At 61.1% G+C, this 24,697-nt stretch carries 23 protein-coding genes; 14 read left to right on the top strand and 9 right to left on the bottom strand.

Features of this window, described 5'->3' with window-relative positions; translation table 11 throughout:
- Positions 1-5: 5 nt before the first annotated feature.
- The gene (locus VSX56_RS09490; RefSeq protein WP_339113990.1) at positions 6-1,007 is read right to left on the bottom strand and encodes a polyprenyl synthetase family protein; all 1,002 of its coding nucleotides are present in this window, start codon (positions 1,005-1,007) and stop codon (positions 6-8) included.
- Between the two features lie 63 nt (positions 1,008-1,070).
- Between VSX56_RS09490 and VSX56_RS09485 the strand changes: the two genes are divergently transcribed.
- From VSX56_RS09485 to VSX56_RS09475, 3 genes are all read left to right on the top strand, one after another.
- Positions 1,071-1,283 carry a putative signal transducing protein gene (locus tag VSX56_RS09485; RefSeq protein ID WP_339113991.1) on the top strand — a complete coding sequence of 71 codons (213 nt, stop codon included), beginning with the start codon at positions 1,071-1,073 and terminating at the stop codon, positions 1,281-1,283.
- Entirely contained in the window at positions 1,283-2,038 is a 756-nt protein-coding gene (locus VSX56_RS09480) for a tRNA1(Val) (adenine(37)-N6)-methyltransferase (RefSeq protein ID WP_339113992.1), read from the top strand. Before VSX56_RS09485 ends, VSX56_RS09480 begins: the two co-directional genes overlap by 1 nt.
- 123 nt (positions 2,039-2,161) lie before the next feature.
- Positions 2,162-2,329, top strand: a complete 168-nt coding sequence (locus tag VSX56_RS09475) for a YdcH family protein (protein ID WP_339113993.1) — start codon at positions 2,162-2,164, stop codon at positions 2,327-2,329.
- 282 nt (positions 2,330-2,611) lie between these two features.
- Here VSX56_RS09475 and phbB read toward each other — a convergent pair whose 3' ends face one another.
- The 3 genes from phbB to VSX56_RS09460 all read right to left on the bottom strand — a co-directional run bounded on the left by phbB (position 2,612) and on the right by VSX56_RS09460 (position 5,645).
- On the bottom strand, positions 2,612-3,334 hold the full coding sequence (gene phbB, locus VSX56_RS09470) for an acetoacetyl-CoA reductase (RefSeq protein ID WP_339113994.1): 723 nt from the start codon (positions 3,332-3,334) through the stop codon (positions 2,612-2,614).
- Positions 3,335-3,402: 68 nt separating this feature from the next.
- Complete coding sequence (locus VSX56_RS09465) at positions 3,403-4,581, bottom strand: acetyl-CoA C-acetyltransferase (protein WP_339113995.1); 1,179 nt, start codon at positions 4,579-4,581, stop codon at positions 3,403-3,405.
- A gap of 224 nt (positions 4,582-4,805) precedes the next feature.
- Positions 4,806-5,645: an EAL domain-containing protein gene (locus tag VSX56_RS09460; RefSeq protein ID WP_339113996.1), complete on the bottom strand. Its 840-nt coding sequence runs from the start codon at positions 5,643-5,645 to the stop codon at positions 4,806-4,808.
- A gap of 185 nt (positions 5,646-5,830) precedes the next feature.
- On the opposite strand from VSX56_RS09460, the gene VSX56_RS09455 reads away from it, so the two are divergent.
- Positions 5,831-7,060, top strand: a complete 1,230-nt coding sequence (locus VSX56_RS09455; RefSeq protein ID WP_339113997.1) for a PAS domain-containing protein — start codon at positions 5,831-5,833, stop codon at positions 7,058-7,060.
- A 15-nt stretch (positions 7,061-7,075) separates the two neighbouring features.
- Here the strand turns inward: VSX56_RS09455 and VSX56_RS09450 are convergent, their stop codons facing one another.
- Positions 7,076-7,618, bottom strand: coding sequence for a TlpA family protein disulfide reductase (locus VSX56_RS09450; protein ID WP_339113998.1), 543 nt, complete (start codon positions 7,616-7,618; stop codon positions 7,076-7,078).
- A 27-nt stretch (positions 7,619-7,645) separates the two neighbouring features.
- Here VSX56_RS09450 and argH point away from each other — a divergent pair, with 27 nt between their 5' ends.
- The 3 genes from argH (at position 7,646) to VSX56_RS09435 (ending at position 13,078) form a co-directional block, all read left to right on the top strand.
- Positions 7,646-9,052: an argininosuccinate lyase gene (gene argH, locus VSX56_RS09445; RefSeq protein WP_339113999.1), complete on the top strand. Its 1,407-nt coding sequence runs from the start codon at positions 7,646-7,648 to the stop codon at positions 9,050-9,052.
- A gap of 144 nt (positions 9,053-9,196) precedes the next feature.
- Positions 9,197-10,462 (top strand): diaminopimelate decarboxylase, encoded by a 1,266-nt coding sequence (gene lysA / locus VSX56_RS09440; RefSeq protein ID WP_350936640.1) that lies wholly within the window; start codon positions 9,197-9,199, stop codon positions 10,460-10,462.
- Positions 10,463-10,507: 45 nt separating this feature from the next.
- Positions 10,508-13,078, top strand: coding sequence for a TIGR02302 family protein (locus VSX56_RS09435; RefSeq protein WP_350936638.1), 2,571 nt, complete (start codon positions 10,508-10,510; stop codon positions 13,076-13,078).
- 25 nt (positions 13,079-13,103) lie between these two features.
- Here VSX56_RS09435 and VSX56_RS09430 read toward each other — a convergent pair whose 3' ends face one another.
- Entirely contained in the window at positions 13,104-14,618 is a 1,515-nt protein-coding gene (locus VSX56_RS09430) for a zinc-ribbon domain-containing protein (RefSeq protein ID WP_350936636.1), read from the bottom strand.
- Between the two features lie 157 nt (positions 14,619-14,775).
- Here VSX56_RS09430 and VSX56_RS09425 point away from each other — a divergent pair, with 157 nt between their 5' ends.
- The 3 genes from VSX56_RS09425 to VSX56_RS09415 are packed head-to-tail and all read left to right on the top strand — an operon-like array spanning position 14,776 to position 17,077.
- Entirely contained in the window at positions 14,776-15,447 is a 672-nt protein-coding gene (locus tag VSX56_RS09425) for a cell division ATP-binding protein FtsE (RefSeq protein ID WP_339114003.1), read from the top strand.
- On the top strand, positions 15,447-16,334 hold the full coding sequence (locus tag VSX56_RS09420; protein WP_350936633.1) for a cell division protein FtsX: 888 nt from the start codon (positions 15,447-15,449) through the stop codon (positions 16,332-16,334). Before VSX56_RS09425 ends, VSX56_RS09420 begins: the two co-directional genes overlap by 1 nt.
- Complete coding sequence (locus tag VSX56_RS09415) at positions 16,334-17,077, top strand: lysophospholipid acyltransferase family protein (protein ID WP_350936631.1); 744 nt, start codon at positions 16,334-16,336, stop codon at positions 17,075-17,077. The genes VSX56_RS09420 and VSX56_RS09415 overlap by 1 nt, the downstream gene beginning before the upstream one ends.
- Before the next feature lie 71 nt (positions 17,078-17,148).
- On the opposite strand, the gene VSX56_RS09410 is transcribed toward VSX56_RS09415, so the two are convergent.
- Positions 17,149-18,108, bottom strand: coding sequence for an acetyl-CoA carboxylase carboxyltransferase subunit alpha (locus VSX56_RS09410; protein ID WP_350936824.1), 960 nt, complete (start codon positions 18,106-18,108; stop codon positions 17,149-17,151).
- 123 nt (positions 18,109-18,231) lie between these two features.
- On the opposite strand from VSX56_RS09410, the gene VSX56_RS09405 reads away from it, so the two are divergent.
- Positions 18,232-18,699: an AraC family transcriptional regulator gene (locus tag VSX56_RS09405; RefSeq protein ID WP_350936629.1), complete on the top strand. Its 468-nt coding sequence runs from the start codon at positions 18,232-18,234 to the stop codon at positions 18,697-18,699.
- Here VSX56_RS09405 and VSX56_RS09400 read toward each other — a convergent pair whose 3' ends face one another.
- Positions 18,700-19,656, bottom strand: coding sequence for an L-malyl-CoA/beta-methylmalyl-CoA lyase (locus tag VSX56_RS09400; protein ID WP_350936626.1), 957 nt, complete (start codon positions 19,654-19,656; stop codon positions 18,700-18,702). It lies immediately after the preceding gene.
- 302 nt (positions 19,657-19,958) lie between these two features.
- Between VSX56_RS09400 and dgcN the strand changes: the two genes are divergently transcribed.
- From dgcN to VSX56_RS09385, 3 genes are all read left to right on the top strand, one after another.
- On the top strand, positions 19,959-20,984 hold the full coding sequence (gene dgcN, locus VSX56_RS09395) for an N-acetyltransferase DgcN (RefSeq protein WP_350936624.1): 1,026 nt from the start codon (positions 19,959-19,961) through the stop codon (positions 20,982-20,984).
- Between the two features lie 118 nt (positions 20,985-21,102).
- Complete coding sequence (dgcA, locus tag VSX56_RS09390; protein WP_350936821.1) at positions 21,103-22,068, top strand: N-acetyl-D-Glu racemase DgcA; 966 nt, start codon at positions 21,103-21,105, stop codon at positions 22,066-22,068.
- A 20-nt stretch (positions 22,069-22,088) separates the two neighbouring features.
- Positions 22,089-22,952: a D-amino-acid transaminase gene (locus VSX56_RS09385; RefSeq protein WP_350936621.1), complete on the top strand. Its 864-nt coding sequence runs from the start codon at positions 22,089-22,091 to the stop codon at positions 22,950-22,952.
- A 77-nt stretch (positions 22,953-23,029) separates the two neighbouring features.
- On the opposite strand, the gene VSX56_RS09380 is transcribed toward VSX56_RS09385, so the two are convergent.
- Positions 23,030-24,598, bottom strand: coding sequence for a calcium-binding protein (locus VSX56_RS09380; RefSeq protein WP_350936619.1), 1,569 nt, complete (start codon positions 24,596-24,598; stop codon positions 23,030-23,032).
- Positions 24,599-24,697 lie beyond the last annotated feature (99 nt).

The raw sequence follows: 24,697 nt of genomic DNA, 5'->3' as shown, positions 1-24,697 counted from the left end.
GCGCCTTAGCGCACGCGGGCCACGACGTAATCGGCCAGATCATCCAGCATGGCGCGTAGCGGATGGTCGGGCAGAGCGCCGAGTGCGGCGCGGGCGCGGTCGGCCCAGACGATCGCGGCATCGCGGGTGGCCGCCAATGTGCCATGTTTGGCCATCAGCGCCATCGCCTGCTCCAGATCGCCGTCCTGCTGGTCACCTTTCTCGATGACACGGCTCCAGAAGGCGCGCTCGGTCTGATCGGCGGCCGCCACGGCCTTGATGACCGGCAGGGTCAGCTTGCGCTCGCGGAAATCATCGCCGGTATTCTTGCCGATAACATCGGTCACCCCGCCATAATCGAGCAGGTCATCGACCATCTGGAAGGCAATACCCAGCGCATCGCCATAATCGAACAGCGCCTTTTCCGAGGCCGGATCGGCTTCGGCCAGAACACCGCCCACCTGTGTCGCCGCCGAGAACAGCGCCGCGGTCTTGCCACGGATGACCTGCAGGTAGATGTCCTCGGTGGTCGCCAGATCCTGCGCCGCCGTCAGCTGCAGCACCTCGCCCTCGGCAATCACGGCCGAGGCATTCGACAGGATGCCCAGCACACGCATATTGTCGGGCTCGGTCATCAGCTGGAACGCACGGGCAAAGAGATAATCGCCGACCAAGACGCTGGATTTGTTATCCCAGAGAAGGTTCGCGGTCGGGCGGCCACGACGCTGCGCGCTTTCATCGACCACATCGTCATGCAGAAGTGTCGCGGTGTGGATGAACTCGACGGTGGCGGCCAGATGGACGTGATAGGGGCCGTCATAGCCGCAGATCCGCGCGGCAGCCAGCGTCAGCATCGGGCGCAGGCGCTTGCCGCCCGCCTCGACCAGATGCGCGGTCACTTCAGGAATGCGCGGTGCGTGTTTCGAGGCCATCTTGGTGCGGATCAGGGCATTCACCGCCTCCATATCGCCGGCGAGAGCCTGCGCAAGCCGGTCATGCGGTTTTACTGCCTTGTCGTCGAGGCTCATCTTCCTTGTCCTTCCCGCTCTCCCCATCTCGACAGGCACGGGGCCGGACGGTAATGAGGATGGATGAAAGAGCTTCTGCGCACGACAAATCCCGTGAAATTGGCCTTGGCCAAAGCCCTTCTTACCGGCGAGGGTATAAACAGCTTTGAAATGGACGTCCATATGAGCGTGCTCGAAGGCAGCATAGGTATTTTGCCGCGTCGTCTTATGGTCACGGATGGGGATCTGGCGCGGGCAAGGGTGGTGCTGGACGATAACGAGATCGGCTCGGACTGATGTTTGCCCCCGAAGATCTGAGCTGCGATGATTTCATCGGTGGGGCGCTGCGAATCTACCAGCCGCGTTTCGGCTATCGCGCGGCAATGGACCCGGTGCTGCTGGCGGCGGCCTGTGGCGCGCAGGCGGGCGAGAGCGTGTTGGAGCTGGGCTGCGGGGCAGGGGTGGCAAGCCTGTGTCTGGGGCGGCGTGTGGCGGGGCTCGATCTGCACGGGCTGGAATTGCAGCCCGTCTATGCCGATCTGGCGCGCCGCAATGCGCAGGCCAATGATCTGGAGTTTACCGTGCATGAGGGCGATCTGGAGCAGATGCCCGCTGCGCTGCGGCAGATGAGCTTCGATCATGTCATCGCCAACCCGCCCTATTTTGCACCGCAGAACGGGACCGCGGCGCGAGATGCAGGTCGCGAGACGGCCCAACGCGAGGCGACTCCGCTTTCCGAATGGATCCGCCAAGGGCTGAAACGCCTGAAACCCTCGGGCCATCTGGTGCTGATCCAGAATGCCGACCGGCTCGATGACATCCTGTGTGCCCTGCATGGGCGGTCTGGGGCGATTCGGATTCTGCCGATTGCGGCGCGTCAGGGGCGTGATGCGGGGCGGGTGATCGTGATCTCACGAAAAGGTGCGAAAACGCCACTGAAGCTGCTGGCGCCTCTGGTTCTGCATGCACGCGCACATCACACGGGGGATGCCGAGGACTTGAGCGAAGTTGCGCAGTCCATACTGCGTATGGGGCAAAAATTGCCGATATGACTTTAACATTTTCGCAATAATTCGCCACTCAATCTGGAGGTAAGCCCACAAGCACGACAAACTCGTGACAGAAACGAAAAAACGTGCTGAACTGTAAGGGCTCAAACAGAGAGGAGACTGCCCATGTCGCTCAGTTCGCATATCACCGAACTCCGCAAGAAGCACCAGGCTCTGTCCGCCGAGGTTGAGCGCGCGACTCGAAATCCTGGCTTCCCCGGGCTGCAAATTGCCCAGATGAAGAAGCAGAAACTGCATATCAAGCAGGAGATCGTGCGTCTCGAACAGGCGTGACCTCACTGTTGTAGCCCGATCCTTGGGCTGCAGCGCAGCACGTTAGCGAGGACACACGGGATCCGCAGGATCAGCTGGCCAGCACCGTGGACCTCAACCCCAGACCCTATCCATGATGGCCCGTAGACACGGGTCGGGATGTCAACGTCAGTGATCGGCAGCAGCGTTTGCCGAGCAGCCCCTCTGTGCCTTCCGGTCGAGAACGGGCCGGAGCTTCCGAGGGACCCCAAAAGGAAAAGGCCCGCGCGTGACGGGCCTTTTTCATGTGCGGTATCCAAGGCTTCAGGACAGATACTGACCGCCATTCGCGGAGAGCGTCGAGCCGGTGATGAAGCTTGCCTCGTCGGAGGCGAGGAAGACCACGGCTCGCGCGATATCTTCCGGCTCGCCCAGACGGCCCACAGGGATGGTGCCGATGATGGCCTCGCGCACCTTTTCCGGCACGGCCATAACCATCTCGGTCGCGATATAGCCCGGGCAGATGACGTTGACGGTGATGTTGTTGCGCGCGCCTTCCTGTGCAAGTGCTTTGGTGAAGCCGATATCGCCCGCCTTCGCCGCCGAGTAATTGGCTTGCCCGAACTGGCCTTTCTGGCCATTGATCGACGAGATGTTGATCACGCGCCCGAATTTGCGCTCGCGCATGCCCGGCCAGAGCGGATGGGTCATGTTGAACGCGCCCGACAGGTTAGTCCCGATGACCTGATCCCATTGATCTTTGGTCATTTTATGGAACGGTGCGTCACGCGTGATGCCCGCATTGTTGACGAGGATATCCACGGGACCCAAATCGGCCTCGACCTTGGCGATCCCTGCGGCGCAGGCATCGTAATCGGCAACTGACCATTTATAGGTCGGGATGCCGGTCTCTTCGGTAAATTTGGCAGCGGCCTCGTCGTTACCGGCATAATTGGCGGCAACGGTATAGCCTGCGGCTTTCAGAGCCTTGGCGATCGCCGCGCCGATACCGCGGGATCCGCCGGTCACGAGTGCAACTCTGGGCATTCTTTTCCTCCTGGGCCGGTTCTGGCCCTTATAGTCTGTCCGTTATAATTCGTAGTGCGGTTGAGGGCTCATAGCCCTTCAAGGCACATTGCCACGCCCATGCCGCCGCCGATGCACAGCGTGGCGAGGCCTTTTTTGGCTTTGCTGCGCTTCATCTCGAACAGCAGGGTGTTCAGGATACGGGCCCCGCTTGCACCGATCGGGTGACCGATTGCGATTGCGCCGCCATTGACGTTCACCTTGGAGGTGTCCCAGCCCATATCCTTGTTCACGGCACAAGCTTGGGCGGCAAACGCCTCATTGGCTTCAATCAGGTCCAGATCTGCGGCCGACCACCCTGCCTTTTCGAGCGCCTTGCGCGACGAAGGAATCGGACCACAGCCCATGATCGAGGGATCTAGGCCAGCCGTTGCATAGGAGGCAATTCGCGCCATCGGGGTAAGACCGCGTTTCTCGGCCTCTTCCTCGGTCATCAGTAGAACCGCAGCGGCGCCGTCGTTGATTCCCGAAGCATTCCCGGCCGTGACCGTACCGCCGTCGCGCATGAACGCGGGGCGTAGCTTCTGCATGCTCTCGATGGTGGCACCGTGGCGGATATATTCGTCGGCATCGACGATGATCTCGCCTTTACGGGTCGAGATCGTGAAGGGGATGATCTCGTCCTTGAACTTGCCGGCCTTCTGCGCAGCTTCAGCTTTCTGCTGTGAGGCGAGGGCAAATTCGTCCTGCATCTCGCGGCTGATCTTCCATTGGGCGGCGACGTTCTCCGCTGTCTGGCCCATATGGTAGCCGTTGAATGCGTCCCACAGGCCATCCTTGATCATGGAGTCGATCATTTTCATGTCGCCCATCTTGGTGCCCGAGCGTAGATGGGCGACGTGGGGCGACATCGACATGTTTTCCTGTCCGCCCGCGATGACAATGGAGGCATCGCCCAGCATGATATGTTGTGCCGCCAGCGCGACCGAGCGAAGGCCGGAGCCGCAGACCTGATTGATGCTCCATGCCGCCGACTCGATCGGCAGACCGGCGTTAATATGCGCCTGACGCGCAGGGTTCTGGCCTTGGCCGGCCGTGAGGACCTGTCCCAAAATCGTCTCGCTGACATCCGCCTTGTCGATGCCTGCACGCTCGACGACGGCCTCGAGGACAGATTTGCCAAGGTCTTGGGCTGGAACGTCTGCGAGTGATCCGTTGAAGCTGCCAACTGCGGTGCGTGCAGCCGAAACGATGACGACATTGGTCATTATTCTTTCCTCCTGAGAAGCGATTTCTATCGCGCTTGCATCGCAGGATGCCGTCTCGCAGGAGGAGGTCAAGTGTCAATCGTAAAGATTTCAATGATTTTTTGAAATATTGTTTTTCAGATGATGGCAAGAACGATCTGTTCGGTAAACCTTGCCACACAAGGACCGCGTCAGAGAAAATATCTTCAACAATGCAATTTCAGGACAAATACGAGTTAAACCGTTCACGCACGCATTCTGCCCGCCGGGGGCGTCTTCCAAGGTGGCATAATTGTTGGCGCTCCGAAATAGTAACCTTGCATGCAATCGACACCCAATGAGGTCAAAAATGCGGCATCGTCGCAGTTCTCGACAGCTTCGGCGACGGTGAACATCTCGAAATGCCGCGCAACCGACATCAGCGCCTCGGTCAGAACCTGATTATCGGGGCTTTCGGCGATGCCTTTGATGAACTGGCCATCAATCTTGAGAATATCGAAATAGAACTCGCGCAGGTAACGGAAAGACGTGTAGCCCGCGCCGAAATCATCCAGTGCAAAGGCAACGCCACGCGCCTGTAGATCCTGCATGAAGACGGTGACCAGTTCCGGCATCTGCATCGCCGAGCTTTCGGTTATTTCCAGAATCAACCGCTCGGCAACCGTTTCATCGGCGGCCAGCCCTTTGTTCAGCGTCTTCATCCAGTTCGGATAGCCGATCGAACGCGCCGACATATTGATGGACAGGCGAAGCCCGTCATTCTCACGCAAGGCGATCAGGCCTGCCTCAAGCGCGAGGCAGTCCAGCTTGCGCCCGAGCGAGGTATTCTCGACCGTTTCGATGAAATCTTTGGCCGGAATGACACGGCCACGCTCGTCCAGAACACGGATCAGGCCTTCGTAAAATGCTATCTGATCGGGCCGCGAGGTCTGGACGACGGGCTGGAACGCGAGCACGACGTCGTGCCGTTCGACTGCACGCTCCACCATAGCTATGGTATTCTTGTCACGCTGGGCAATCGCGAAGGAAAGCGGGCTTTCGGACGAATGGTCGGTATCGAGATCGAGATTAGAATCGCTTTTCATCTTTTGCGCTCCGTCAGTGGACCGTGTGAGATTGCAACTTTAGGGCTAAGATTTTGTAAATAGGAAATTTCTCTTACCTTTATGGTAAACGGATCCTGAATGTCTGTGTGCTCAGCGGCGTAAACCAAACCGTAACCGCAATCGGCATATGGTGCCTGCAGATCCACGCAAAAGGGCATTGGTTTATGAACGCGCAGACCGGTTTTTCGACGACTCACGAGAGTGAGGCCCCGTTCGGTTTTGATGAACTGTTTTATTCTCGCACCGATACGCGCGGTGTCATTCAGGCGGGGAACGATGTCTTCCAGCGCGTCGCTGGTTTCTCGTGGGACGAGCTGATCAACGCCCCCCATAAGGTTGTTCGCCATAAGGATGTGCCCAAGGGCGTGTTCTGCATCATGTGGGACTCGATCCAGAAGGGAAACCCGATCGGGGCCTATGTGAAGAACCGTTGTAAAAATGGTGATTATTACTGGGTTCTGGCTGTAATTCTCCCAATTGAGGGGGGGTATCTCAGTGTGCGTCTCAAGCCGTCGAGTGATGTGTTCCAGCGGATCAAGGAGATCTATCCGCAAATCGTGGAGCGGGAGCAACGTGAGGGGCTGACAGCGGAAGACTCGGCAGATCTGCTGCGCGAAGAGGCCGCCACTCAGGGGTTCTCGAGCTATACGAGCTTTATCGCCTATGCTCTGGGGCAGGAGCTTGCAAAGCGTGATGACCGGCTGAAACGTACCGCAGACCGCCGTACCCGTATACTTGCCGAGATGAACCATGCGCTTGAGAAGGCGACCGAACAGCAGGTGAAGCTGCTGCGCAGCTTCGAGGCGCTGCAATCCGTTCCGAACAATATGCGAATCGTCGCTTCGCGGATGGAGCCTTCGGGCGGGCCGGTATCGGCGATTTCCGAGAATTACAAAGCGAGTTCTCAGGTTATTTCGCAGCGTCTGGCAAGTTTCGTCGGCGGTAGCGACAATATGTGCGAGCGGCTGTCCCGCGAGGTCGCGCGTGTCCTCTTCCTGATCGGTTGTAACCGTGTCATGTCCGAGATGGTCGTGAATATCGATAAAAGCGTTCCGGTCCCGCAGATTGACTGGATGGAGGAGCAGGCACTTCTGAACCGCCTCGAGGCGAAATGCACCGATGATGCTCGGGCAGCCATGTCACGCGCCGTCGGTTACGCGGCCGAACTCAATCGCGCCAGTGCCGATATTCGGCGCCAGATGCTGGGCCTCGACACGATCCGCGTGCTCGGGCGCGTGGAATGCGGCCGGATGCGGGATGTCGGTGGTCTTTCGACAACGATCGACCAGCTTGATTCCTTCCATGCCGATATCAAGGAACGGCTCGAGGCGATCATGCAGCTTTCCGAGGTCATCGAAAATGCGATGTCCTCCTATATGCGCAGCACCGCCTGATCCAACCCCTTAGATCTACTCGGAAACAACGGCGCGCAGAAATGCCTGCGCGTCCGTGCCGGACCAGTCGGCGCCGCCGATGAGCCGTGCTACTTCCTGCCCCTCGCGATTGATGATAATCGTTACCGGCAGGCCCAGCACCCCTAAGGACCGTGCGGCCCGTTGGGAGCGGTCGGTATATTTCGGCAGGCTCTCGACCCCGATATCGGCAAAGAACCGGTCGATCTTCTGCGCCGAATTTCGTCCGCTCGCAACCGTGACCACCGACAGATCATCCCCACCCACTGATCTCTGCAGGTTTTCCAGTGCCGGCATTTCCTCGCGGCAGGGAACGCACCATGTGGCCCAGAAATTCAGCACGACCACCTTTCCCCGGTAGTCTGCGAGATGGTGCGCTTGGCCCCCTTCATCCTCGAACGCCACATCCGGCAGGCTGATCGGCGCGTCATAGGTCACCAGTTTCTGCATCTCGCCGGTTTTGTACTGATCGAGCTCCGCAGCCATCGCCGCATTTGCACCAAGCGCGAGGGCCGTATAAAGGACGAGGGACCGCAGCATTTTGCCTCCAGATGACAGGGCCGAAAGATGACCGAACAGACCAGCGAACCGAAATCCTCCAACGCAATGTGGGGCGGGCGTTTCGCCGCAGGTCCCGACGCGATCATGGAGGCGATCAATGCCTCGATCGGGTTTGACCAGCGTCTTGCCGCACAGGATATCCGGGGTAGCCGGGCCCATGCCGCGATGTTGGCCGCGCAGGGTATCATCACTGATAACGATGCAAGCGCCATCAGGGAAGGTCTTCTCACCGTTTTGTCAGAGATCGAAGAGGGGAAGTTCACCTTCTCCACAGCGCTCGAAGATATCCACATGAATGTCGAGGCGCGGCTGAAAGAGATCATTGGCGAACCAGCGGGCCGTCTGCACACCGCGCGTTCGCGCAATGATCAGGTTGCGACCGATTTCCGTCTTTGGGTGCGCGATCAATGCGACGCAGCAATCAATGGGCTTGACGGGCTGATCAAATCGCTGATCGGTCAGGCCGAAGCTGGCGCCGATTGGGTTATGCCGGGCTTCACCCATCTGCAGACCGCGCAGCCGGTCACCTGGGGCCATCACATGATGGCCTATGTGGAGATGTTCGCGCGCGATCTGGGCCGCTTCACCGATGCCCGCAAGCGTATGAACGAATCACCTCTGGGGGCGGCGGCGCTGGCTGGCACCGGGTTCGATATCGATCGCCATGCGACCGCGAAGGCGCTCGATTTCGACCGTCCGATGGCCAATAGCCTCGATGCGGTATCGGATCGTGACTTCGCGCTCGAATTCCTCTCGGCGTCCTCTATCTGCGCCGTGCATATGAGCCGTCTGGCCGAGGAGTTGGTGATCTGGTCCTCCGCGCAGTTCCGTTTTGTCGCAATGTCGGACAAATGGTCGACGGGGTCCTCGATCATGCCGCAAAAGCGCAATCCCGATGCGGCCGAGTTGATCCGTGCCAAGATCGGCCGTATCCTCGGCGCGACAGTGGCCCTCTTTACCATCATGAAGGGCCTGCCGCTCGCCTATTCCAAGGATATGCAGGAAGATAAGGAGCAGGTGTTTGACGCCGCCGACAACCTCATGCTGTCGCTGGCGGCGATGGCGGGCATGATCTCCGATCTGACCGTCAAGACCGACAAGCTCGAAGCGGCGGCATCGAGCGGCTTTTCCACCGCGACCGATCTGGCCGACTGGCTCGTGCGCGAGGCGGGTCTGCCCTTCCGCGACGCCCACCATGTGACCGGCACGCTGGTTGCAATGGCCGAGGACAAGGGCTGCGATCTGCCGGATCTGACGCTTGCGGATATGCAGTCGGTCAATGCAGCTATCACCGAGGACATTTTCACGGTGCTGGGTGTGCATAACTCTGTTGCCTCGCGGATGTCATATGGTGGCACCGCGCCCGCGCAGGTGCGCGCCCAGATCACTCGTTGGAAAGAGGCGCTGGCATGAAGGCTGCACTTGTCCTAGCGCTTCTGGCGCTGGCGGCCTGCGGGGTCGAAGGTCCGCCGGTCTCGCCTGCCGAAGCACAGCAGAACCAATAATATCAGGCCGCCCGGCACGGGCGGTCCTCTTACAGGGTATCGGAAAGACCTCATGGATCACTTCACATATAAAGATGGTGCGTTGCATGCCGAGGATGTGCCCGTATCGGAGATCGCCAAATCGGTCGGCACGCCGGTCTATATCTATTCGGCCGCCACGCTGGAACGTCACTTCAAGCTGTTCCAGGAGGCGCTTGGCTGGACCGATCATCTGATCTGTTTCGCGATCAAATCGAACAGCAATCTGGCGGTGCTGAAACTGCTGGGCGATCTGGGCGCGGGTATGGATGTGGTCTCGGGTGGGGAATATCGTCGCGCCAAGGCTGCGGGCGTCCCCGGCGAGCGGATCGTGTTCTCGGGCGTGGGCAAGACCCGCGAGGAGATCGCGCTGGTGCTTGACGGTGGTATCCGCCAGTTCAACGTGGAATCCGAGCCTGAATTGCTGGCCATTTCGGACATCGCGGTGGCCAAGGGGCTCAAGGCCCCCATCGCCATCCGCGTGAACCCCGATGTGGATGCCAAAACCCATGAGAAGATCGCCACCGGCAAATCCGAGAATAAATTCGGGATTCCGATCGCTAAGGCGCAGGCTGTCTATGCGATGGCGGCAAAGCTGCCGGGGATCGATGTCGTGGGTATTGACGTGCATATTGGCTCGCAACTGACCGATCTCGAACCCTTCGAAGCCGCTTTCAACAAGGTGGCCGAACTGACACGCGCCCTGCGCGCCGACGGTCACGATATCCGTCGTCTCGATCTGGGTGGCGGTCTGGGCATTCCCTATCAGCGCGATAATAACGCACCGCCCCTGCCGATCGAATATGGCGATGTCATCCGCCGTGCTGTGGGCGATTTGGGCTGCGAGATCGAGATCGAGCCGGGCCGTCTAATCTCGGGCAATGCCGGTATTCTGGTCTCCGAGGTGATTTATCTGAAAGAGGGCGAGGGCCGGAACTTCCTGATTCTCGACGCGGCGATGAATGATCTGGTGCGCCCGTCGATGTATGGCGCGCATCACGACATCATTCCGGTGGTCGAGGCACAAGCCGGCGTCGAGCAGGAGCCCTTCGATATTGTGGGCCCTGTCTGCGAGACCGGCGACACTTTCGCCAAGGCCCGCAATCTTCCACCCGTAGGTGCCGGAGATCTTGTAGCTTTCCGCTCGGCAGGGGCGTATGGTGCGGTCATGGCCTCCGAATATAACTCGCGCCCGCTGATCCCCGAGGTTCTGGTGCGTGGTGATCACTTCGCTGTTATCCGCCAACGACCAAGCTTTGAGGAAATGCTTTCTCGCGATAGCATTCCAGAGTGGCTCTAAGCACGACCCTGTTTCGGGCGTGTCCGACACGCCCGGAAAGGACCGATGACAAAGCGCAAGCCTGATCCCGTCCTCTCATCCACCGATCCCGCTCTGCGGAAGGTGTCCCGCAAGATTTCGCAGACCCGCCTCGGGCTTGTGGTCGAACGTGGTTTGCGTGCCTTCTGGCCCGCGCTTTCGCTCTTGGCCGTTGCGGTGGCGGCGCTTGCCTTCGGGCTGGCTGAACTGCCTGCGGGTGTGTTCTGGGGGATCGTGCTCCTCTGGGCGTTGGCGCTTTGTGCCACATTAGCCATTGGTTTCAGAGCGTTCCATTGGCCCAGCCGTGCCGAGGCCCTCGCGCGGGTTGATGAAACCCTCCCAGGTCGTCCACTGACCGCTTTGGGTGATGGTATGGCTCTGGGCGGGGACGATCCGGCCACCGCGGCCTTATGGCAGGCCCATATGACCCGCATGGCCGAGCGTGCCAAGGCGGCCAAGGCAGTGCGCCCCGATCCCGATCTCGCACCGCGCGACCCTTACGCGCTCAGGATGACAGCGATCCTGTTGCTGGTTGTTGCGCTCGTCTTTGGCGCGCCCGCGCGGATGTTCAATCCGGGCGCTGTGCCGGGCGGCACCGCGCCCGCCCTCGCCGCGATGGGCCCCAGCTGGGAAGGTTGGGCCGAGCCGCCGCGCTATACCGGCCAGCCCGGCCTCTACCTGAACAATCTCAAGACCGATACGCTCACGTTGCCAGAGGGCACGCGGTTTTCTTTCCGCTTCTATGGCGATGCAAGCGCGATCGGTTTTACCGAAAGCGTGTCCAGTCCTGCGGCGGTCCCGCAATCCGAGGCCACCACCGATGTCTCGCGCCGCGATTTCGAGGCGGTGCAGAACGGGATCGTCGAGATATCTGCCAATGGCGGGCGCAAGTTCGACATCACAATTGCCCCTGATAACGCCCCCGAAGTGGCGCTGACGGGCAGCGTGGAACGCCGTGCCGATGGCACGATGGTTCTGCCCTTCCATGCCTCCGATGATTATGCCGTGACCAGTGGGCAGGCGAAGATCAAGCTGGATCTGGCGGCCATCCCGCGCAAATTCGGGCTGAAAATCGATCCCGAACCGCGCGAGACCCTGATTTTCGATCTGCCGATGCCCTATACCGGTTCGCGCAGCGATTTCGATGGTTCACTGGTCGAGCAGGCCGAGAAGCACCCTTGGGCCAACCTGCCGGTGAAGCTCGAGCTGGATGTGACCGACGGGCGCGGCCAGACCGGCAGCAGCGGCTGGCAGGAGATCACCCTACCGGGGCGGCGCTTCTTCGATCCGTTGGCCTCGGCGCTGATCGAGATGCGGCAGGACCTGCTGTGGAACCGCGAGAATGGCCCCTATGTCGCCGAGATCCTGAAGGCCCTGAACAATCGCGCCACCGATCTGATCCGCTCGACCGAGGTGCGGGTGCTGCTGCGGGGCGTGATCGGGCGGCTCGATCAGGGGCTCGAGACGCCCGGGGTGCGCGATGAGCTGGCCGATATGCTTTGGCAGATGGCCGAGCTGGTCGAGGATGGCGGGCTGTCCAATGCGCTCGAACGGATGCAGCGCGCGCAGGAGCGTCTGTCGGAGGCCATGCGCAACGGCGCCTCGCAGGACGAGATCGACAAGCTGATGCAGGAGCTGAAAGAGGCGACCGACGACTATATCCGCATGCTGGCCGAGCGGAACAAGGATCAGGGCGACCAGCCGCCGCAGGACGGTCAGCAGCAGGGCCAGCAGATCACCGGTGACCAGCTCCAGCAGATGATGGACGAGATCCAGCGCCTGATGAAGGAAGGCCTCATGGCCGAGGCGCAGGAGCTTCTGGAACAGTTCAACCGCATGATGGAAAACATGCAGGTCACGCAGGGCCAGGGCGAGGGCAACCAACAGATGCAGAGCCTGCGCGACACCTTGCGCGACCAGCAGGAACTGTCCGACGAAGCCTTCCGCGATCTGCAGAATGGCGAACAGGGCCAAGGTCAGCAGGGTCAGGGTCAACAAGGCCAGTCGCAGGGTCAGCAGAATGGTCAGGGCCAGCAGAGCGGAGAGGGTCAACCCGGTCAGGGCAATGGCAGCTCTGGTCAGAGCCTGTCCGAGCGCCAACGCGCGCTGCGGCAGGAACTCGACCGCCAGAAGGGCCTGCTACCCGATCTGGGCTCGGAAGAAAGCGACCGCGCGCAGAAGCGTCTCAATGACGCTGGCGAGGCGATGGAACGTGCCGAGGAGGCGCTGCGCGAGGGGGATAATGGCCGTGCGCTCGATAATCAGGCCGAGGCGATCCAGTCCCTTCGCGACGGGATGCAGGCGCTGAACAATGCACAAAACGGCGAGGAACGCCGTCAGGCGGGCCAGCAGGGCGAACAGGGCGAGGCACGCGGCGGCGAGGGCGGACAGAATGGCCAGCGCGAGGTGCCGAGGGATCCACTCGGCCGCTCGGCGGGCGATGGCAACCGCGTGGGCACCGACGAGAATATGCTCCAAGGGGAGAACCCCTATGGCCGCGCGCGCGATCTGCTGGACGAAATCCGCCGCCGTCAGGCCGAACGCGACCGCAGCGCGGACGAGCGCGATTATCTCGACCGGCTGTTGGACCGGTTCTGACGGGCGGGATTTGGCGGCGCGGCGTTCAGTTCGTGCCGCCCAGCCAGACAATCAGCTTCTCAAGCTGTATATCAAGTGCCAGACGCGCCTGATCGACAGCCGCGACATAGCCTGCCAGAGGCACCTGCAGTGCGGGGATCGTGGCCGAGATTTGGTCCGAGGCCAGATAGAGCGCCGCCATGATCACGGCCAACCCTACCACCAGCCCGAAGCCCAGCCGGAACCCGCTGCGCTGGCGTGCCAGTGTCTGCGGCGCATCGAACGCGGCGGCATGACGACCGCGATCAGAGGTGGCGCGCAGCGTGGAGTTGATCTCCTCGATATCGGGCAACTGGTCGCGACGGCTGAAATGGTTGACCTTGTCGACCGGATGGAGAGGCGGCGCAGGCGGCACGAGGACTGGCTCGACATGCAGAAGTTCGGTTTCTTCCTCCGGCGTTTCCGGTTCGGGCTCTTGTGGCGCTTCGGGCTCGGTCGCGGTGTTTCCGGTATAGCTGACCGAGACATGGGCCTTGTCCTTGGCAGCTTCCTCGGGCTTTTGAGGTTCGGAAGCTTCGGGTTCCGGCTCTTCGGAACCAAGAAAATCATCCTCGTCCAGCGTCGCGCCGATATGGTAATCGGGATCCTCGTTCGCAAATTCCTCGGGGCTCAGCGGTTCTGCATAGGCCGCCACGACGGGAATGTCCTCGGGGTCGTCCTGCGAGAATTCGGGTGCGGGAAGGACGGCCTCGAATGCGTCCTCGCCAAAGGATAGCTCGTCCTCGGGGATCGCCTCGTCGGGCTCGTATTCCGCGGATCTGTCTTCCAAGCCGTCCTCGGTTTCGGCACATGGCGTGCCCTCTGGCCAGAAGTTATCCTCCTCTCCGGAGACGGTGTCCGCCGGGCTATCTTCCTCGACGGTCCGGTCCTCGACCGGCTGCGCGGTTTCGGCTTCCTGTGTCTGGCGCAGAAGAGCCAGCTTGGCCTGCACACGGCTGGCGGCGGCCTTGGCGACCGGCTCGAGGTTCATTTCTTCTTGCGTCTGCAGCAGACTGCCCTCGGCACGGCGGGCTTGCGCCTCGCGCTCTGCCTCTTCGCGAAGGATCGCCAGAAGCCCGTCATCAAGCTTGCGGCGCGGCATCAGGCCCGGTTGGGGTGCGGGGCGAAGCTCCTCCCCGATCTCGTTGTCCGGATCGCCAGAGAGCTCCTCGGGCTCGGAGCTCTCTGCCATTACGGGCTCTTCCGGCAGGGCCTTGTTATCCTCGAGCGCCTTGGCGATTTCGGCGGCAATGGCATCGTCGTGGAGATCCTGCGCGCGGTCGGCATCGGCCAGATTGCGGATCGTGCCGCCCGGTTGCCACTCGGATTGTGGGGCCTCGCTGAAACCGGGGGCCTTGGCATAACGGGGATCCTCGGCCGGATGGGGCATGGCCAGCATGCGCGCCGACGGCTGGAACCACATCGTCTGGCAGTTCGCGCATTGCACATCGCGCCCGCCATCGGGAATGACCTTGTCGCTGACTTCGTATTGGGCTGCGCATTTGGGGCAGGTCAATCGCATTGGGGATATGCCTCGGTCACTATATATGGGCCCAATGTCCGCTCGGGACGTTACCGCCAATCTGGCAATTCATTTTACGATGTTGTAGCAAGCAGCCAATCAATATCCAAGTATTAGCATCGATCAGAGCAAAAATGACGATGCGAGGGGGCCTTTGGTGATCGAATTAGAAAATGTCGCGATTGGCTATAACGGGATCGAGCTTCTATCGGAGGTCTCTCTCAGGCTCGTCCCCGGATCGTTCCATTTTCTGACGGGCCCGTCCGGCGCAGGGAAAACCTCGTTTCTGAAGATGTGCTATGCCGAACTGTTGCCGGTGGCGGGCCATATCAGCCTGATGGGGCAGGATGTGCGCGCCATGACCCGCGATGACCGCGCGATGATGCGTCAACGGATCGGCGTGGTGCATCAGGACTGCCAGTTTCTCGACCATTTGCCGTTGATCGAGAATGTCGCGCTGCCGCTGACCGTCTCGGGGCGGCCCGCGCATCCGCAGGAAATCGGCGAGCTTCTGGCCTGGGTCGGGCTGAAGGCGCAGGCCAATGCCCTGCCGCCCCAGCTTTCGGGCGGCGAGCGTCAGCGTGCGGCGCTGGCCCGCGCGGTGATGATGAGCCCCGATGTCATTCTGGCTGACGAGCCTACCGGCAACCTCGATTGGGAAATGTCGCTCAGGCTGCTGGGGCTGTTGGTGGAGCTGAACCGGATGGGCAAGACGGTGGTGATCGCCACCCATGACCTCAACCTGATCCGGCAGGCCAAGGCGCAGGTGCAGGCGCGGGTTTTGCGAATTTCGGGGCGGCGGTTGCAATTGGCGGGGGCGGACCTGTGATGATGAATTTCCTCAAGATCGAGCAGGGCACGGCGGGGAGGGTCGTCCCGCCCACGGGTTTCACCGCGCGGCTGACGCTGATCACGGCCGCCGCGATGGCCTTTCTGGCGGTCTTCGCGCTGGCGCTATCGCTCGCGACGAACCGGCTGGCGCATCGCTGGGCCGATGCCTTGGCGCGCACCGCCACGGTGCGGATCTCGGCGCCCGAGGACCAGATGCAGACGCAGGTCGATGCGGTTCTCAAGGTGCTGGGCGAGACGCCGGGTATCTCGGACTACAAGGCGCTGGATGATGACCAGATGCTGAAGCTGTTGAAGCCGTGGTTCGGCTCCGACCTGCCGGTGGATACGCTGCCGCTGCCGCGCCTTGTCGAGATCACCGAAAGCGGGCAGGGGATCGATGTGGAAGGGCTGCGGCTCAGGCTGCAGGCCGAGGCCCCCGGTGCGGTGCTAGATGACCATACCCGCTGGCGGCGCCCGCTGGTGCAGGCGGCCGGCCGGCTGCGGATGCTCGGGCTGGTGTCGCTTGTCCTGATCGGAGGGGCCATGGCGGGGATGATCACACTGGCCGCGCAAGCGGCGCTGGCGGCCAATGGTCAGGTGATCCGCACGCTGCGCCTTGTGGGCGCGCGCGACCAGTTCATCGCCCGCGCCTTTGTGCGCCGCTTCACCGCCCGCGGACTGGCGGGGGCGATAATCGGAACGCTTCTGGGCATGGCCGCTGTGGCGATGCTGCCCGATGCAAGCCCCGCAGGGGCCTTCCTTACGGGGCTCGGCTTCACAGGGGCGGGTTGGTTCTGGCCGCTTCTGATTCCGGTTCTGGCGGCTGTTGTGGCCTATGGGGCCACGCAATTTGCCGCTATGCGCATGCTGAAAGGGATCCGCTGATGCAATATCTCCGCTCGCTCGTCTTTATCGTCCAGATGTATCTGGTGATGGCCGTGATGACGGTCTGCCTGTTTCCGTTCGCGCTGATTGGCGGGCGTAACGTGGCGGTGATGATCTGCCGGACCTATTGCCACTGGATCCGATTTACCGCGCGCTGGCTGGTGGGGCTGCGCACCGAGGTGCGCGGCACGGTGCCCGATGGCGATGTGCTGGTCTGCGCCAAACACCAGAGCTTCATGGATATCCTGATAATCTATTCGGCCCTGCCGAAGGGCAAGTTCATCATGAAGCGCGAGCTGGCCTATATGCCGTTTCTGGGATGGTTCGCATGGGCCATCGGCTGCATTCCGGTAAACCGCGGCAAGGGCGGTGCGGCGGTGAAGGCGATGCTGAAAGCCGCCAAGAAAGGGCAGGAAAAGGGCGGGCAACTGGTGATCTTCCCGCAGGGCACCCGTGTCGCGCCCGGTGATACCAAGCCCTACAAGGTCGGTGCGGGGGCACTCTATTCCACGCTGAAGACGGCGGCGGTGCCGGTGGCGGTGAATGTGGGGCTGTTCTGGCCCAAACATGCGATCCTGCGCAAACCCGGTCTGGCAGTGATCGAGTTCCTGCCTGCCATCGAGCCCGGTCTGAAGGTCGATGCCTTCATGGCAGAGATCGAGACCCAGATCGAGACGCGGTCGAATATGCTGATGGCGGAGGCCGGGATGCCGATTGTGGCCGAGCTGGATCCGAAAGGCTGATCCCGCTCCGCACCAAAAGAAAGGCCCCCGCTCAGCAGGACTGGCGGGGGCTTTTTACTGTCCGGCAGGGATCAGGCCGCGAGGCCCTTGGATCCCATATCGAGGAATTTCTTGCGTCGCGACTTGACGAGCGCAGCACCGTCACGGCCGGCAAGCTCTTTCAGCATCGCGGTGATTTCCTTGGACACAGCGTCAAAGGTCGCGGCGCGGTCGCGCTGTGCGCCGCCCATCGGTTCCTTGATGATCCGGTCAATCACCTCGAGCTTTTTCAGATCCTGCGCGGTCAGGCGCAGCGCCTCGGCGGCTTCGCGCATTTTCTCGGCATCCTTCCACAGGATCGAGGCGCAGCCTTCGGGCGAGATCACCGAATAGATCGAATGTTCGAGCATCGCGACGCGGTCGCCTGCGGCAAAGCCCACGGCCCCGCCCGAACCACCTTCACCGATTACGATGGAGATCATCGGAACCTTGATGTTGAGGCAGGTCTGGGTCGAACGTGCAATCGCTTCCGACTGGCCGCGCTCTTCCGCGCCCTTGCCCGGATAGGCGCCGGGGGTGTCGATCAGAGAGATCACCGGCAGGCCGAACTTATCAGCCATTTCCATCAGGCGGATCGCTTTACGGTAGCCCTCGGGGCGCGCCATGCCGAAATTGCGCGCGATGCGCGAGGCGGTGTCATGGCCCTTTTCGTGGCCGATCACCACCACCGGCTGGTCGTTGAAGCGCGCAAGGCCACCCATGACGGCATGGTCATCGGCAAAGTTGCGGTCGCCTGCAAGCGGCGTGAATTCGGTGAAGAGCGTCTCGATATAGTCTTTGCAATGCGGACGCTCGGGGTGACGGGCGACCTGACATTTGCGCCAGGGCGAGAGATCCTTATACAGGTCTTTCAGCATCTGCGCGGCTTTCTTGTCCAGCGCGGCTGCTTCCTTCTCTACATCCATCTCATCGTTTGCCCGTGCCAAGGCGCGCAGCTCTTCGGCTTTGCCCTCGATCTCGGCAAGGGGCTTTTCGAATTCGAGATAGCTGATCATCGTGACCCTCCGGTTGGCTCGATGGCGCCTATATGACCTCGTGCGCATGGAAATGCAACGGTAGGGCTGTGAGGATGTGAAACCTATGCTACATGAGCCTCAGGTGGTGAGGAGAGTAGGATGATTGGCGAGGTCACTATTCGGGATGTTGCGGCCGTCCGGCTGGCAGGGATCGCGCATCGCGGAGCCTATGAGGATCTGGAGGAGGCGTTCGGACGTCTGGTCAATGTTTTCGAAGAAGGACTTTTGTGGCGTCATGTTCTGGGGGCGGCGGCTATAGGTTACGACAATCCGCGTGTGACCCCTGTGGACAAGCTGCGTTCGGATGCCTGTTTCATCGTGTCCGAGGGCTGTCCCATCGTCGCCCCCCTCAGGGAAATCCATTATCCCGAGGGCCGTTATGCGGTGTTGGAAGTGACAGGCTCCTACCGGCAACTACCGCAGGCCTATGCCAAGCTGGGCGACGAATGGTATCCGGCCTCGGGCGAGACCCATCGCGGGCTGGTGGCCTATGAGGTCTATCTCAACAATCCCGAAGAAGTGCCCGAGCGGGAGCTGCGGACAGAGATCCGGCTCCCGCTGACGTAATCACACGCCGATCATCTCGGCCTGTCGCACGATGACCTCGGCTTGACGCATCGAGGCGATATCGACAAGACGGCCCTTATAGACCGCCGCGCCAGCGCCTTCGGATTTTGCCTGTTCCATCGCCGCCAGAATCTCGCGCGCTTCTGTCACCGCTGCCTCGGAGGGCGTGAAGACCTCGTTGGCGAGCGCGATCTGTTTGGGATGGATCGCCCATTTGCCGACCATGCCCAGCGTGGCCGAGCGCAGCGCCTGTGCGCGGAAGCCCTCGTCGTCGGAGAAATCGCCAAACGGGCCGTCGACCGGCAGGAGCCCATGCGTGCGGCAGGCCGCCACAATCGCTGTTTGCGCCCAATGCCACGGGTCGGACCAGTATTTCGCGCCCTCATGCAGCATATAGTAGTTTTCCTGCGTGCCCCCGATACCGGTGGTCGCCATCCCCATCGAGGCGGCAAAATCGGCCGCACCGAGGCTCATCGCCTGCAGGCGTGGCGAGGAGGCCGCGATCTCCTCGACATGGGCGATACCGGCGGCAGATTCGATGATCACCTCGAGGCTGACCTTTTTCTTGCGGCCCTTGGCGGTTTCGATCGCGGTAATCAGCGCATCCACCGCATAGACATCCGCTGCGCAGCCGACCTTGGGGATCATGATCTGGTCGATGCGCTCCGAGCCTTCCTCCAAAAGCTCGACCACATCGCGATACCAGTAGGGCGTATCGAGCGCGTTGATCCGCACCGAGAGATACTTAGTGTTCCAGTCGATCTCGTGGCTGGCGGCGATGATGTTTTTGCGGGCAACCGCCTTATCATTGGGCGCGACGCTATCTTCGAGGTCCAAATTGATGACATCCGCCGCAGAGGCTGCCATCTTGGCGAAGAGCTTCGTGTTGGAACCGGGGCCAAAGAGCTGGCACCGGTTCGGGCGGGCAGGTGGGGTGGGCTGGATGCGGAAACTCATCGGTCCTCCGGTAATGATATTTCTATCCCGATACATAATTCGGTATATTGTTGCGCGCCGATTTTCAATGATTTTCTGCATTGCAGAATGAACGACTCGTTTATGCGGCACAGTCTTGCTTGAATCATTAAAATCACCGCTCAATCTCCGACGAATTTCCGGCATCGTGCAAATAAAATCGGCCAAATGGCCTTTTGACGAAATATATTTCAGAATTATCATTCGAATGATCCCCAAATACCAAAGAAATTTCATCGAAAAGAGCCTAGCTTAGGATCAACGACTAATTTGGAGGCCTTGTTATGGCGCTTATCGAAACCCCGTATCTGCTTTTCCTTGGTGACGCGCCGGACTCTCTGGCCGCGAAAGTGGCGCAAGGTATCAAGGACTGGCGTCCCGAGTTCGCCGTGGGCCAGTTCCGTATGGACGGGTGCAAGGCCGATATGGGTCTGACCGACATGACTCTGGACGAGGCTGTTGCGGCAGGCTGCAAGACGCTGGTGATCGGCGTGGCCAACCGTGGTGGCGTAATTTCCGCAGCATGGAAAGAAGTTCTGATTAAGGCGCTCGAAGCCGGTATGGATCTGGCCTCGGGCCTCCATAACCTGCTGCGCGAAGAAGCCGATCTGGTGGCCGCTGCCGAGAAACACGGCCGTCAGCTGCATGACGTGCGTATCCCTTCGGTGAAATATCCGATCGCCAATGGCGAGAAGCGCCGCGGCAAGCGCATGCTGGCCGTGGGCACCGATTGCTCGGTCGGCAAGATGTATACCGCGCTCTGCGTGGAAAAAGAGATGCGCGAGCGCGGCATGAAGGCCAGCTTCCGTGCCACCGGCCAGACCGGTATCCTGATCACCGGTGACGGTGTGCCGCTCGATGCCGTGATCGCCGATTTCATGGCCGGCTCGATCGAATATCTGACCCCCGATAACGACGATGATCACTGGGATCTGATCGAGGGTCAGGGCTCGCTGTTCCATGTGTCCTATTCGGGCGTGACCATGGCGCTGATCCATGGCGGCCAACCCGATGCGCTGGTGATCTGCCACGAGCCGACCCGTGCGCATATGCGTGGTTTGCCGGGCTACCAGCTGCCGTCGATCCAGGCCGTGGCCGATCTGGCGCTGCAACTGGCGCAGGTCGCGAACTCCGACTGTAAGGTTGTCGGTGTCTCGGTGAACACCAAGGATATGCCGGAAGCCGAAGCCAAAGCCTATCTGGCCAAGGTCGAAGCCGAAATGGGCCTTCCCGCAACCGACCCCTTCCGCTTCGGTGCCGGTCCGCTGGTCGATGCGCTCGAAGCTCTCGACGCCGTCGCCGCCGAGTAAGCCCTATACCCGCCGGGATCACGTCTCGGCGGGTTTTTACTGACACTCTCGCAAAAAGTCTTAGCTTGTCGGTCGAAGGGCCGTCAGAACGCATGGCCAGAGCCAGAGTGAGGAAGATATCATGATCAAAGTTACCCCCGACAGTTTCAAACTCGCCGAGGCATTCACCATCTCGCGCGGCTCGCGCACGCAATCCGACGTGCTGACCGTGCGGATCGACCGCGATGGCCTGACCGGCTGGGGCGAGTGCCTGCCCTATGCCCGCTACGCCGAGACGCTCGATAGTGTGACCGCGCAGATCAATTCGCTGCCCGCCGGTATCACCCGTATGGAGCTGCAGGAGGCACTGCCCGCCGGTGCCGCGCGCAATGCCGTGGATTGCGCGCTGTGGGATCTGGAGGCCAAGAAGGCCGGCAAGCGCGTCTGGGAGCTGGCGGGGCTTACTGCGCCCAAGCCGGAAGTGACCGCCTATACGCTCTCGCTCGATACAGTCGAGAAGATGCGCGAGAAGGCCGCGAAAAACGCCCATCGCCCCGTGTTGAAGATCAAGCTCGGCACACCTGACGATATTCCGCGTCTCGAGGCCGTGCGCGAAGGCGCGCCCAAGGCCAAGATCATCCTTGATGCCAATGAAGGCTGGGAGATGGAGACATTCCTCGATATCCAGAAACATCTGGTGCGCCTCAATATCGCGATGGTCGAGCAGCCCCTGCCTGCCGCCGCTGATGAGGGCCTGATGGGCGTCGAGCGTCTGGTGCCGATCTGCGCCGATGAAGCCTGCCATGACCGCGCCTCGATGGCGCATCTGCGCGGCAAATACGACATGATCAACATCAAGCTCGACAAGACCGGCGGCCTGACCGAGGCGCTTGCGCTGCGCGATCTGGCTCTGTCCGAGGGCTATAAGGTAATGGTCGGGTGTATGCTGGGCTCGTCTCTGGGCATGGCGCCCGCGACGCTCGTGGCGCAGGGGGCGGACATCGTCGATCTTGACGCCCCGCTGCTTCTGGCAGAAGACCGTGACCAGCCGCTGCATTACGAAGACGGTAAAGTTTATCCGCCCGAAGCGTCGCTTTGGGGCTGAGGGAAGAAGGAGTAAGGCCGATGAGCCGTATTGTTTATCTCAACGGTGAGTATATCCCCGAAGAAGAGGCCAAGGTTTCGATCTTCGACCGTGGTTTTGTCATGGGCGATGCCGTCTATGAGGTGACTGCCGTGATCGGCGGCAAGCTGTGGGATTTCGAGGGCCATGTGAAGCGTCTTGCCCGTTCGCTGAACGAGCTGGAGATGCAGAACCCGCTCAGCCGCGAAGAGCTTCTGGAGATCCACCGCGAGCTGATCGCACGCAATCCCGAGTTCATCGACGGCGGCATCTACCTGCAGATCTCGCGCGGCAATGCCGGTGACCGCGACTTCGCCTTCCCGCCCGCCGATGTGAAGCCGACCGTAGTGCTTTATACCCAAGCCAAGAACGGCCTGCTGGATGACCCCAAGGCCAAGAAAGGCATCAAGGTCATTTCCGTGCCGGATCTGCGTTGGCACCGTCGCGACATCAAGACCGTGCAGCTGCTCTACCCGTCGCTGGCCAAGATGGCGGCCAAGAAAGCGCATGTGGATGATGCATGGTTTGTCGAGGACGGCTTCGTGACCGAAGGCTCGTCGAATAACGTCTATATCGTGAAAAACGGCAAGATCATCACGCGCCCGCTGTCGAATGACATCCTGCACGGGATCACTCGTGCGGCGCTGCTGCGCTATGCGAGCGAAGCGCAGATGACCATCGAGGAGCGCCCCTTCACTATTGAGGAAGCACAAGCCGCTGATGAGGCCTTCTTCACCTCGGCCTCGGCCTTCGTGACGCCGGTCGTCGAAGTGGATGGCAAGCCGGTTGCGAGCGGCAAGCCCGGCCCCGTCGCCGTGCGCCTGCGCGAGATCTATCTGGAAGAAAGCGCCAAATCGGCGATCTGATCCTTTGCGATCCGCATATCTTCAGACAAAAGAAAACCCCGGCCGCAAGACCGGGGTTTTTGCATTGCTGCGCGGGGTCAGATGGCCGAGGTCACTTCGATTGTCGGCGAGTAATACTCGTCCGCTGTGACGCTGTAGAGCGAGATCTGCTGGCTCAGCGTTTCGAGGTCTTCCGTCACGCCATCCAGATAGACCACGGTCTCGCCATCGATCTTCACGCTTGTGCCGTTCGAATCCGCCGAGATCGTGAAGCCGTTCGGCGCCTCATCGGACACGAGTTCCAGAGCTTCGGGGTCATCCCCGCTGGCAGCCGTGCCGAAATCGGTAATGGTCACAGGGTCGCCGCCGCCCGTGACGGTGCTGACGATATACGCGTCGTTGCCAGCCCCGCCGGTCATCTCGTCCCCGTCATCGCCCACAAGCAGATCATCGCCCGCGCCACCTTCCAGCGTATCGGACTGGCCAGCCTGCTGATCGAGCGCGACCAGAAGATCATCGTTATAGCCGCCATTGAGGGAGTCCTCGCCGCTCGTGTCGACCAGAACGTCACTGCCGATATTGCCGCGCAGTGTGTCATCGCCATCCCCGCCCAGAATGGCGTCATTCCCCGCGCCGCCATCGATATAGTCGTCGCCATCTCCGCCCAAGCCGCCGAAGAAGCCCTCGTCCTCGAGCGAATTGACCAGATCCCCGAGCGCATCGCCCACGGCATCCGGATCACCGGGGTCGACCGAGTCGAGATCGAGCGCGTCGAGATCGAGCGTGTCGAGCGCGTCCGCATTGCTGTCATCGCCGCCTTCGAGCATGAGCGTGTCGTCACCATCATTGCCCAGGATCGTGTCGCTGCCATCGCTGCCGTGGATCCAGTCGCGCCCCGCAGTGCCTTGCGTGACCTCACCGGAGGCGCTCACCTGCAGGACGGGGCTCGTGTCCTCGACGGTTTCTTCAGCGGCGGTGTTGTCGCCGGTGCCATCATCCACGGCCACGCTGTCGTCATCGGTCGCGTCATCATCGGTAGCTGTGTCGTCCGTATCGCTCGCATCCTCGTCCGAGCTGTCGTCACCTGTGGTGCTTTCATCCACGGCCACGCTGTCGTCATCGGTCACGTCATCATCGGTGGCTGTGTCGTCCGCATCGCTCGCATCCTCGTCCGAGCCGTCGTCACCAGTGGTGCTGTCATCCACGGCTACGCTGTCGTCATCGGTCGCGTCATCGTCGGAGGTTGTGTCTTCCGCGTCGCTCGCATCCCCGTCGGAGCTGTCGTCACCTGTGGTGCTGTCATCCACGGCTACGCTGTCGTCGTCAGTCACGTCATCATCGGTGGCTGTGTCGTCCGCGTCGCTCGCATCCCCGTCGGAGCTGTCGTCACCTGTGGTGCTGTCATCCACGGCTACGCTGTCGTCGTCAGTCACGTCATCATCGGTGGCTGTGTCGTCCGCGTCGCTTGCGTCCCCGTCCGAGCTGTCTGCGCCGGAGCTGTCGGTATCTGTCGTAGTATCATTCGCGACTACGTTGTCGTCGGACTCATCCGCGCCTGAATCGAGCTGCTGATGATGGTCGTCATCGTCCTCATCATCCTTGAAGTGATCGTAAACGCCCCAGGTGAATGCCATCGGAAGAAGCGAGAGAAGTAAAAGCGCGCCCATAACCTGTTCCACAAACTATAATGGAACCTTTTGGAGCACTTCGTTTATGGTTTAGTCAATCTTAATCGAATACAGGGGTAAAAATCGCAGCTTATGGAA

Origin of the sequence: Thioclava kandeliae (genome assembly GCF_040297545.1) — a bacterium.
GTDB classification, from domain to species: Bacteria; Pseudomonadota; Alphaproteobacteria; order Rhodobacterales; family Rhodobacteraceae; genus Thioclava; species Thioclava kandeliae.
This window is presented reverse-complemented; position numbering and strand designations above follow the sequence as displayed.

What these genes read in the sequence shown, in the direction of transcription:
- VSX56_RS09490 (WP_339113990.1), bottom strand. Translation starts at nt 1,007, where the DNA reads ATGAGCCTCGACGACAAGGCAGTAAAACCGCATGACCGGCTTGCGCAG.
- VSX56_RS09485 (WP_339113991.1), top strand. Translation starts at nt 1,071, where the DNA reads ATGAAAGAGCTTCTGCGCACGACAAATCCCGTGAAATTGGCCTTGGCC.
- VSX56_RS09480 (WP_339113992.1), top strand. Translation starts at nt 1,283, where the DNA reads ATGTTTGCCCCCGAAGATCTGAGCTGCGATGATTTCATCGGTGGGGCG.
- VSX56_RS09475 (WP_339113993.1), top strand. Translation starts at nt 2,162, where the DNA reads ATGTCGCTCAGTTCGCATATCACCGAACTCCGCAAGAAGCACCAGGCT.
- phbB (WP_339113994.1), bottom strand. Translation starts at nt 3,334, where the DNA reads ATGCCCAGAGTTGCACTCGTGACCGGCGGATCCCGCGGTATCGGCGCG.
- VSX56_RS09465 (WP_339113995.1), bottom strand. Translation starts at nt 4,581, where the DNA reads ATGACCAATGTCGTCATCGTTTCGGCTGCACGCACCGCAGTTGGCAGC.
- VSX56_RS09460 (WP_339113996.1), bottom strand. Translation starts at nt 5,645, where the DNA reads ATGAAAAGCGATTCTAATCTCGATCTCGATACCGACCATTCGTCCGAA.
- VSX56_RS09455 (WP_339113997.1), top strand. Translation starts at nt 5,831, where the DNA reads ATGAACGCGCAGACCGGTTTTTCGACGACTCACGAGAGTGAGGCCCCG.
- VSX56_RS09450 (WP_339113998.1), bottom strand. Translation starts at nt 7,618, where the DNA reads ATGCTGCGGTCCCTCGTCCTTTATACGGCCCTCGCGCTTGGTGCAAAT.
- argH (WP_339113999.1), top strand. Translation starts at nt 7,646, where the DNA reads ATGACCGAACAGACCAGCGAACCGAAATCCTCCAACGCAATGTGGGGC.
- lysA (WP_350936640.1), top strand. Translation starts at nt 9,197, where the DNA reads ATGGATCACTTCACATATAAAGATGGTGCGTTGCATGCCGAGGATGTG.
- VSX56_RS09435 (WP_350936638.1), top strand. Translation starts at nt 10,508, where the DNA reads ATGACAAAGCGCAAGCCTGATCCCGTCCTCTCATCCACCGATCCCGCT.
- VSX56_RS09430 (WP_350936636.1), bottom strand. Translation starts at nt 14,618, where the DNA reads ATGCGATTGACCTGCCCCAAATGCGCAGCCCAATACGAAGTCAGCGAC.
- VSX56_RS09420 (WP_350936633.1), top strand. Translation starts at nt 15,447, where the DNA reads ATGATGAATTTCCTCAAGATCGAGCAGGGCACGGCGGGGAGGGTCGTC.
- VSX56_RS09415 (WP_350936631.1), top strand. Translation starts at nt 16,334, where the DNA reads ATGCAATATCTCCGCTCGCTCGTCTTTATCGTCCAGATGTATCTGGTG.
- VSX56_RS09405 (WP_350936629.1), top strand. Translation starts at nt 18,232, where the DNA reads ATGATTGGCGAGGTCACTATTCGGGATGTTGCGGCCGTCCGGCTGGCA.
- VSX56_RS09400 (WP_350936626.1), bottom strand. Translation starts at nt 19,656, where the DNA reads ATGAGTTTCCGCATCCAGCCCACCCCACCTGCCCGCCCGAACCGGTGC.
- dgcN (WP_350936624.1), top strand. Translation starts at nt 19,959, where the DNA reads ATGGCGCTTATCGAAACCCCGTATCTGCTTTTCCTTGGTGACGCGCCG.
- VSX56_RS09385 (WP_350936621.1), top strand. Translation starts at nt 22,089, where the DNA reads ATGAGCCGTATTGTTTATCTCAACGGTGAGTATATCCCCGAAGAAGAG.
- VSX56_RS09380 (WP_350936619.1), bottom strand. Translation starts at nt 24,598, where the DNA reads ATGGGCGCGCTTTTACTTCTCTCGCTTCTTCCGATGGCATTCACCTGG.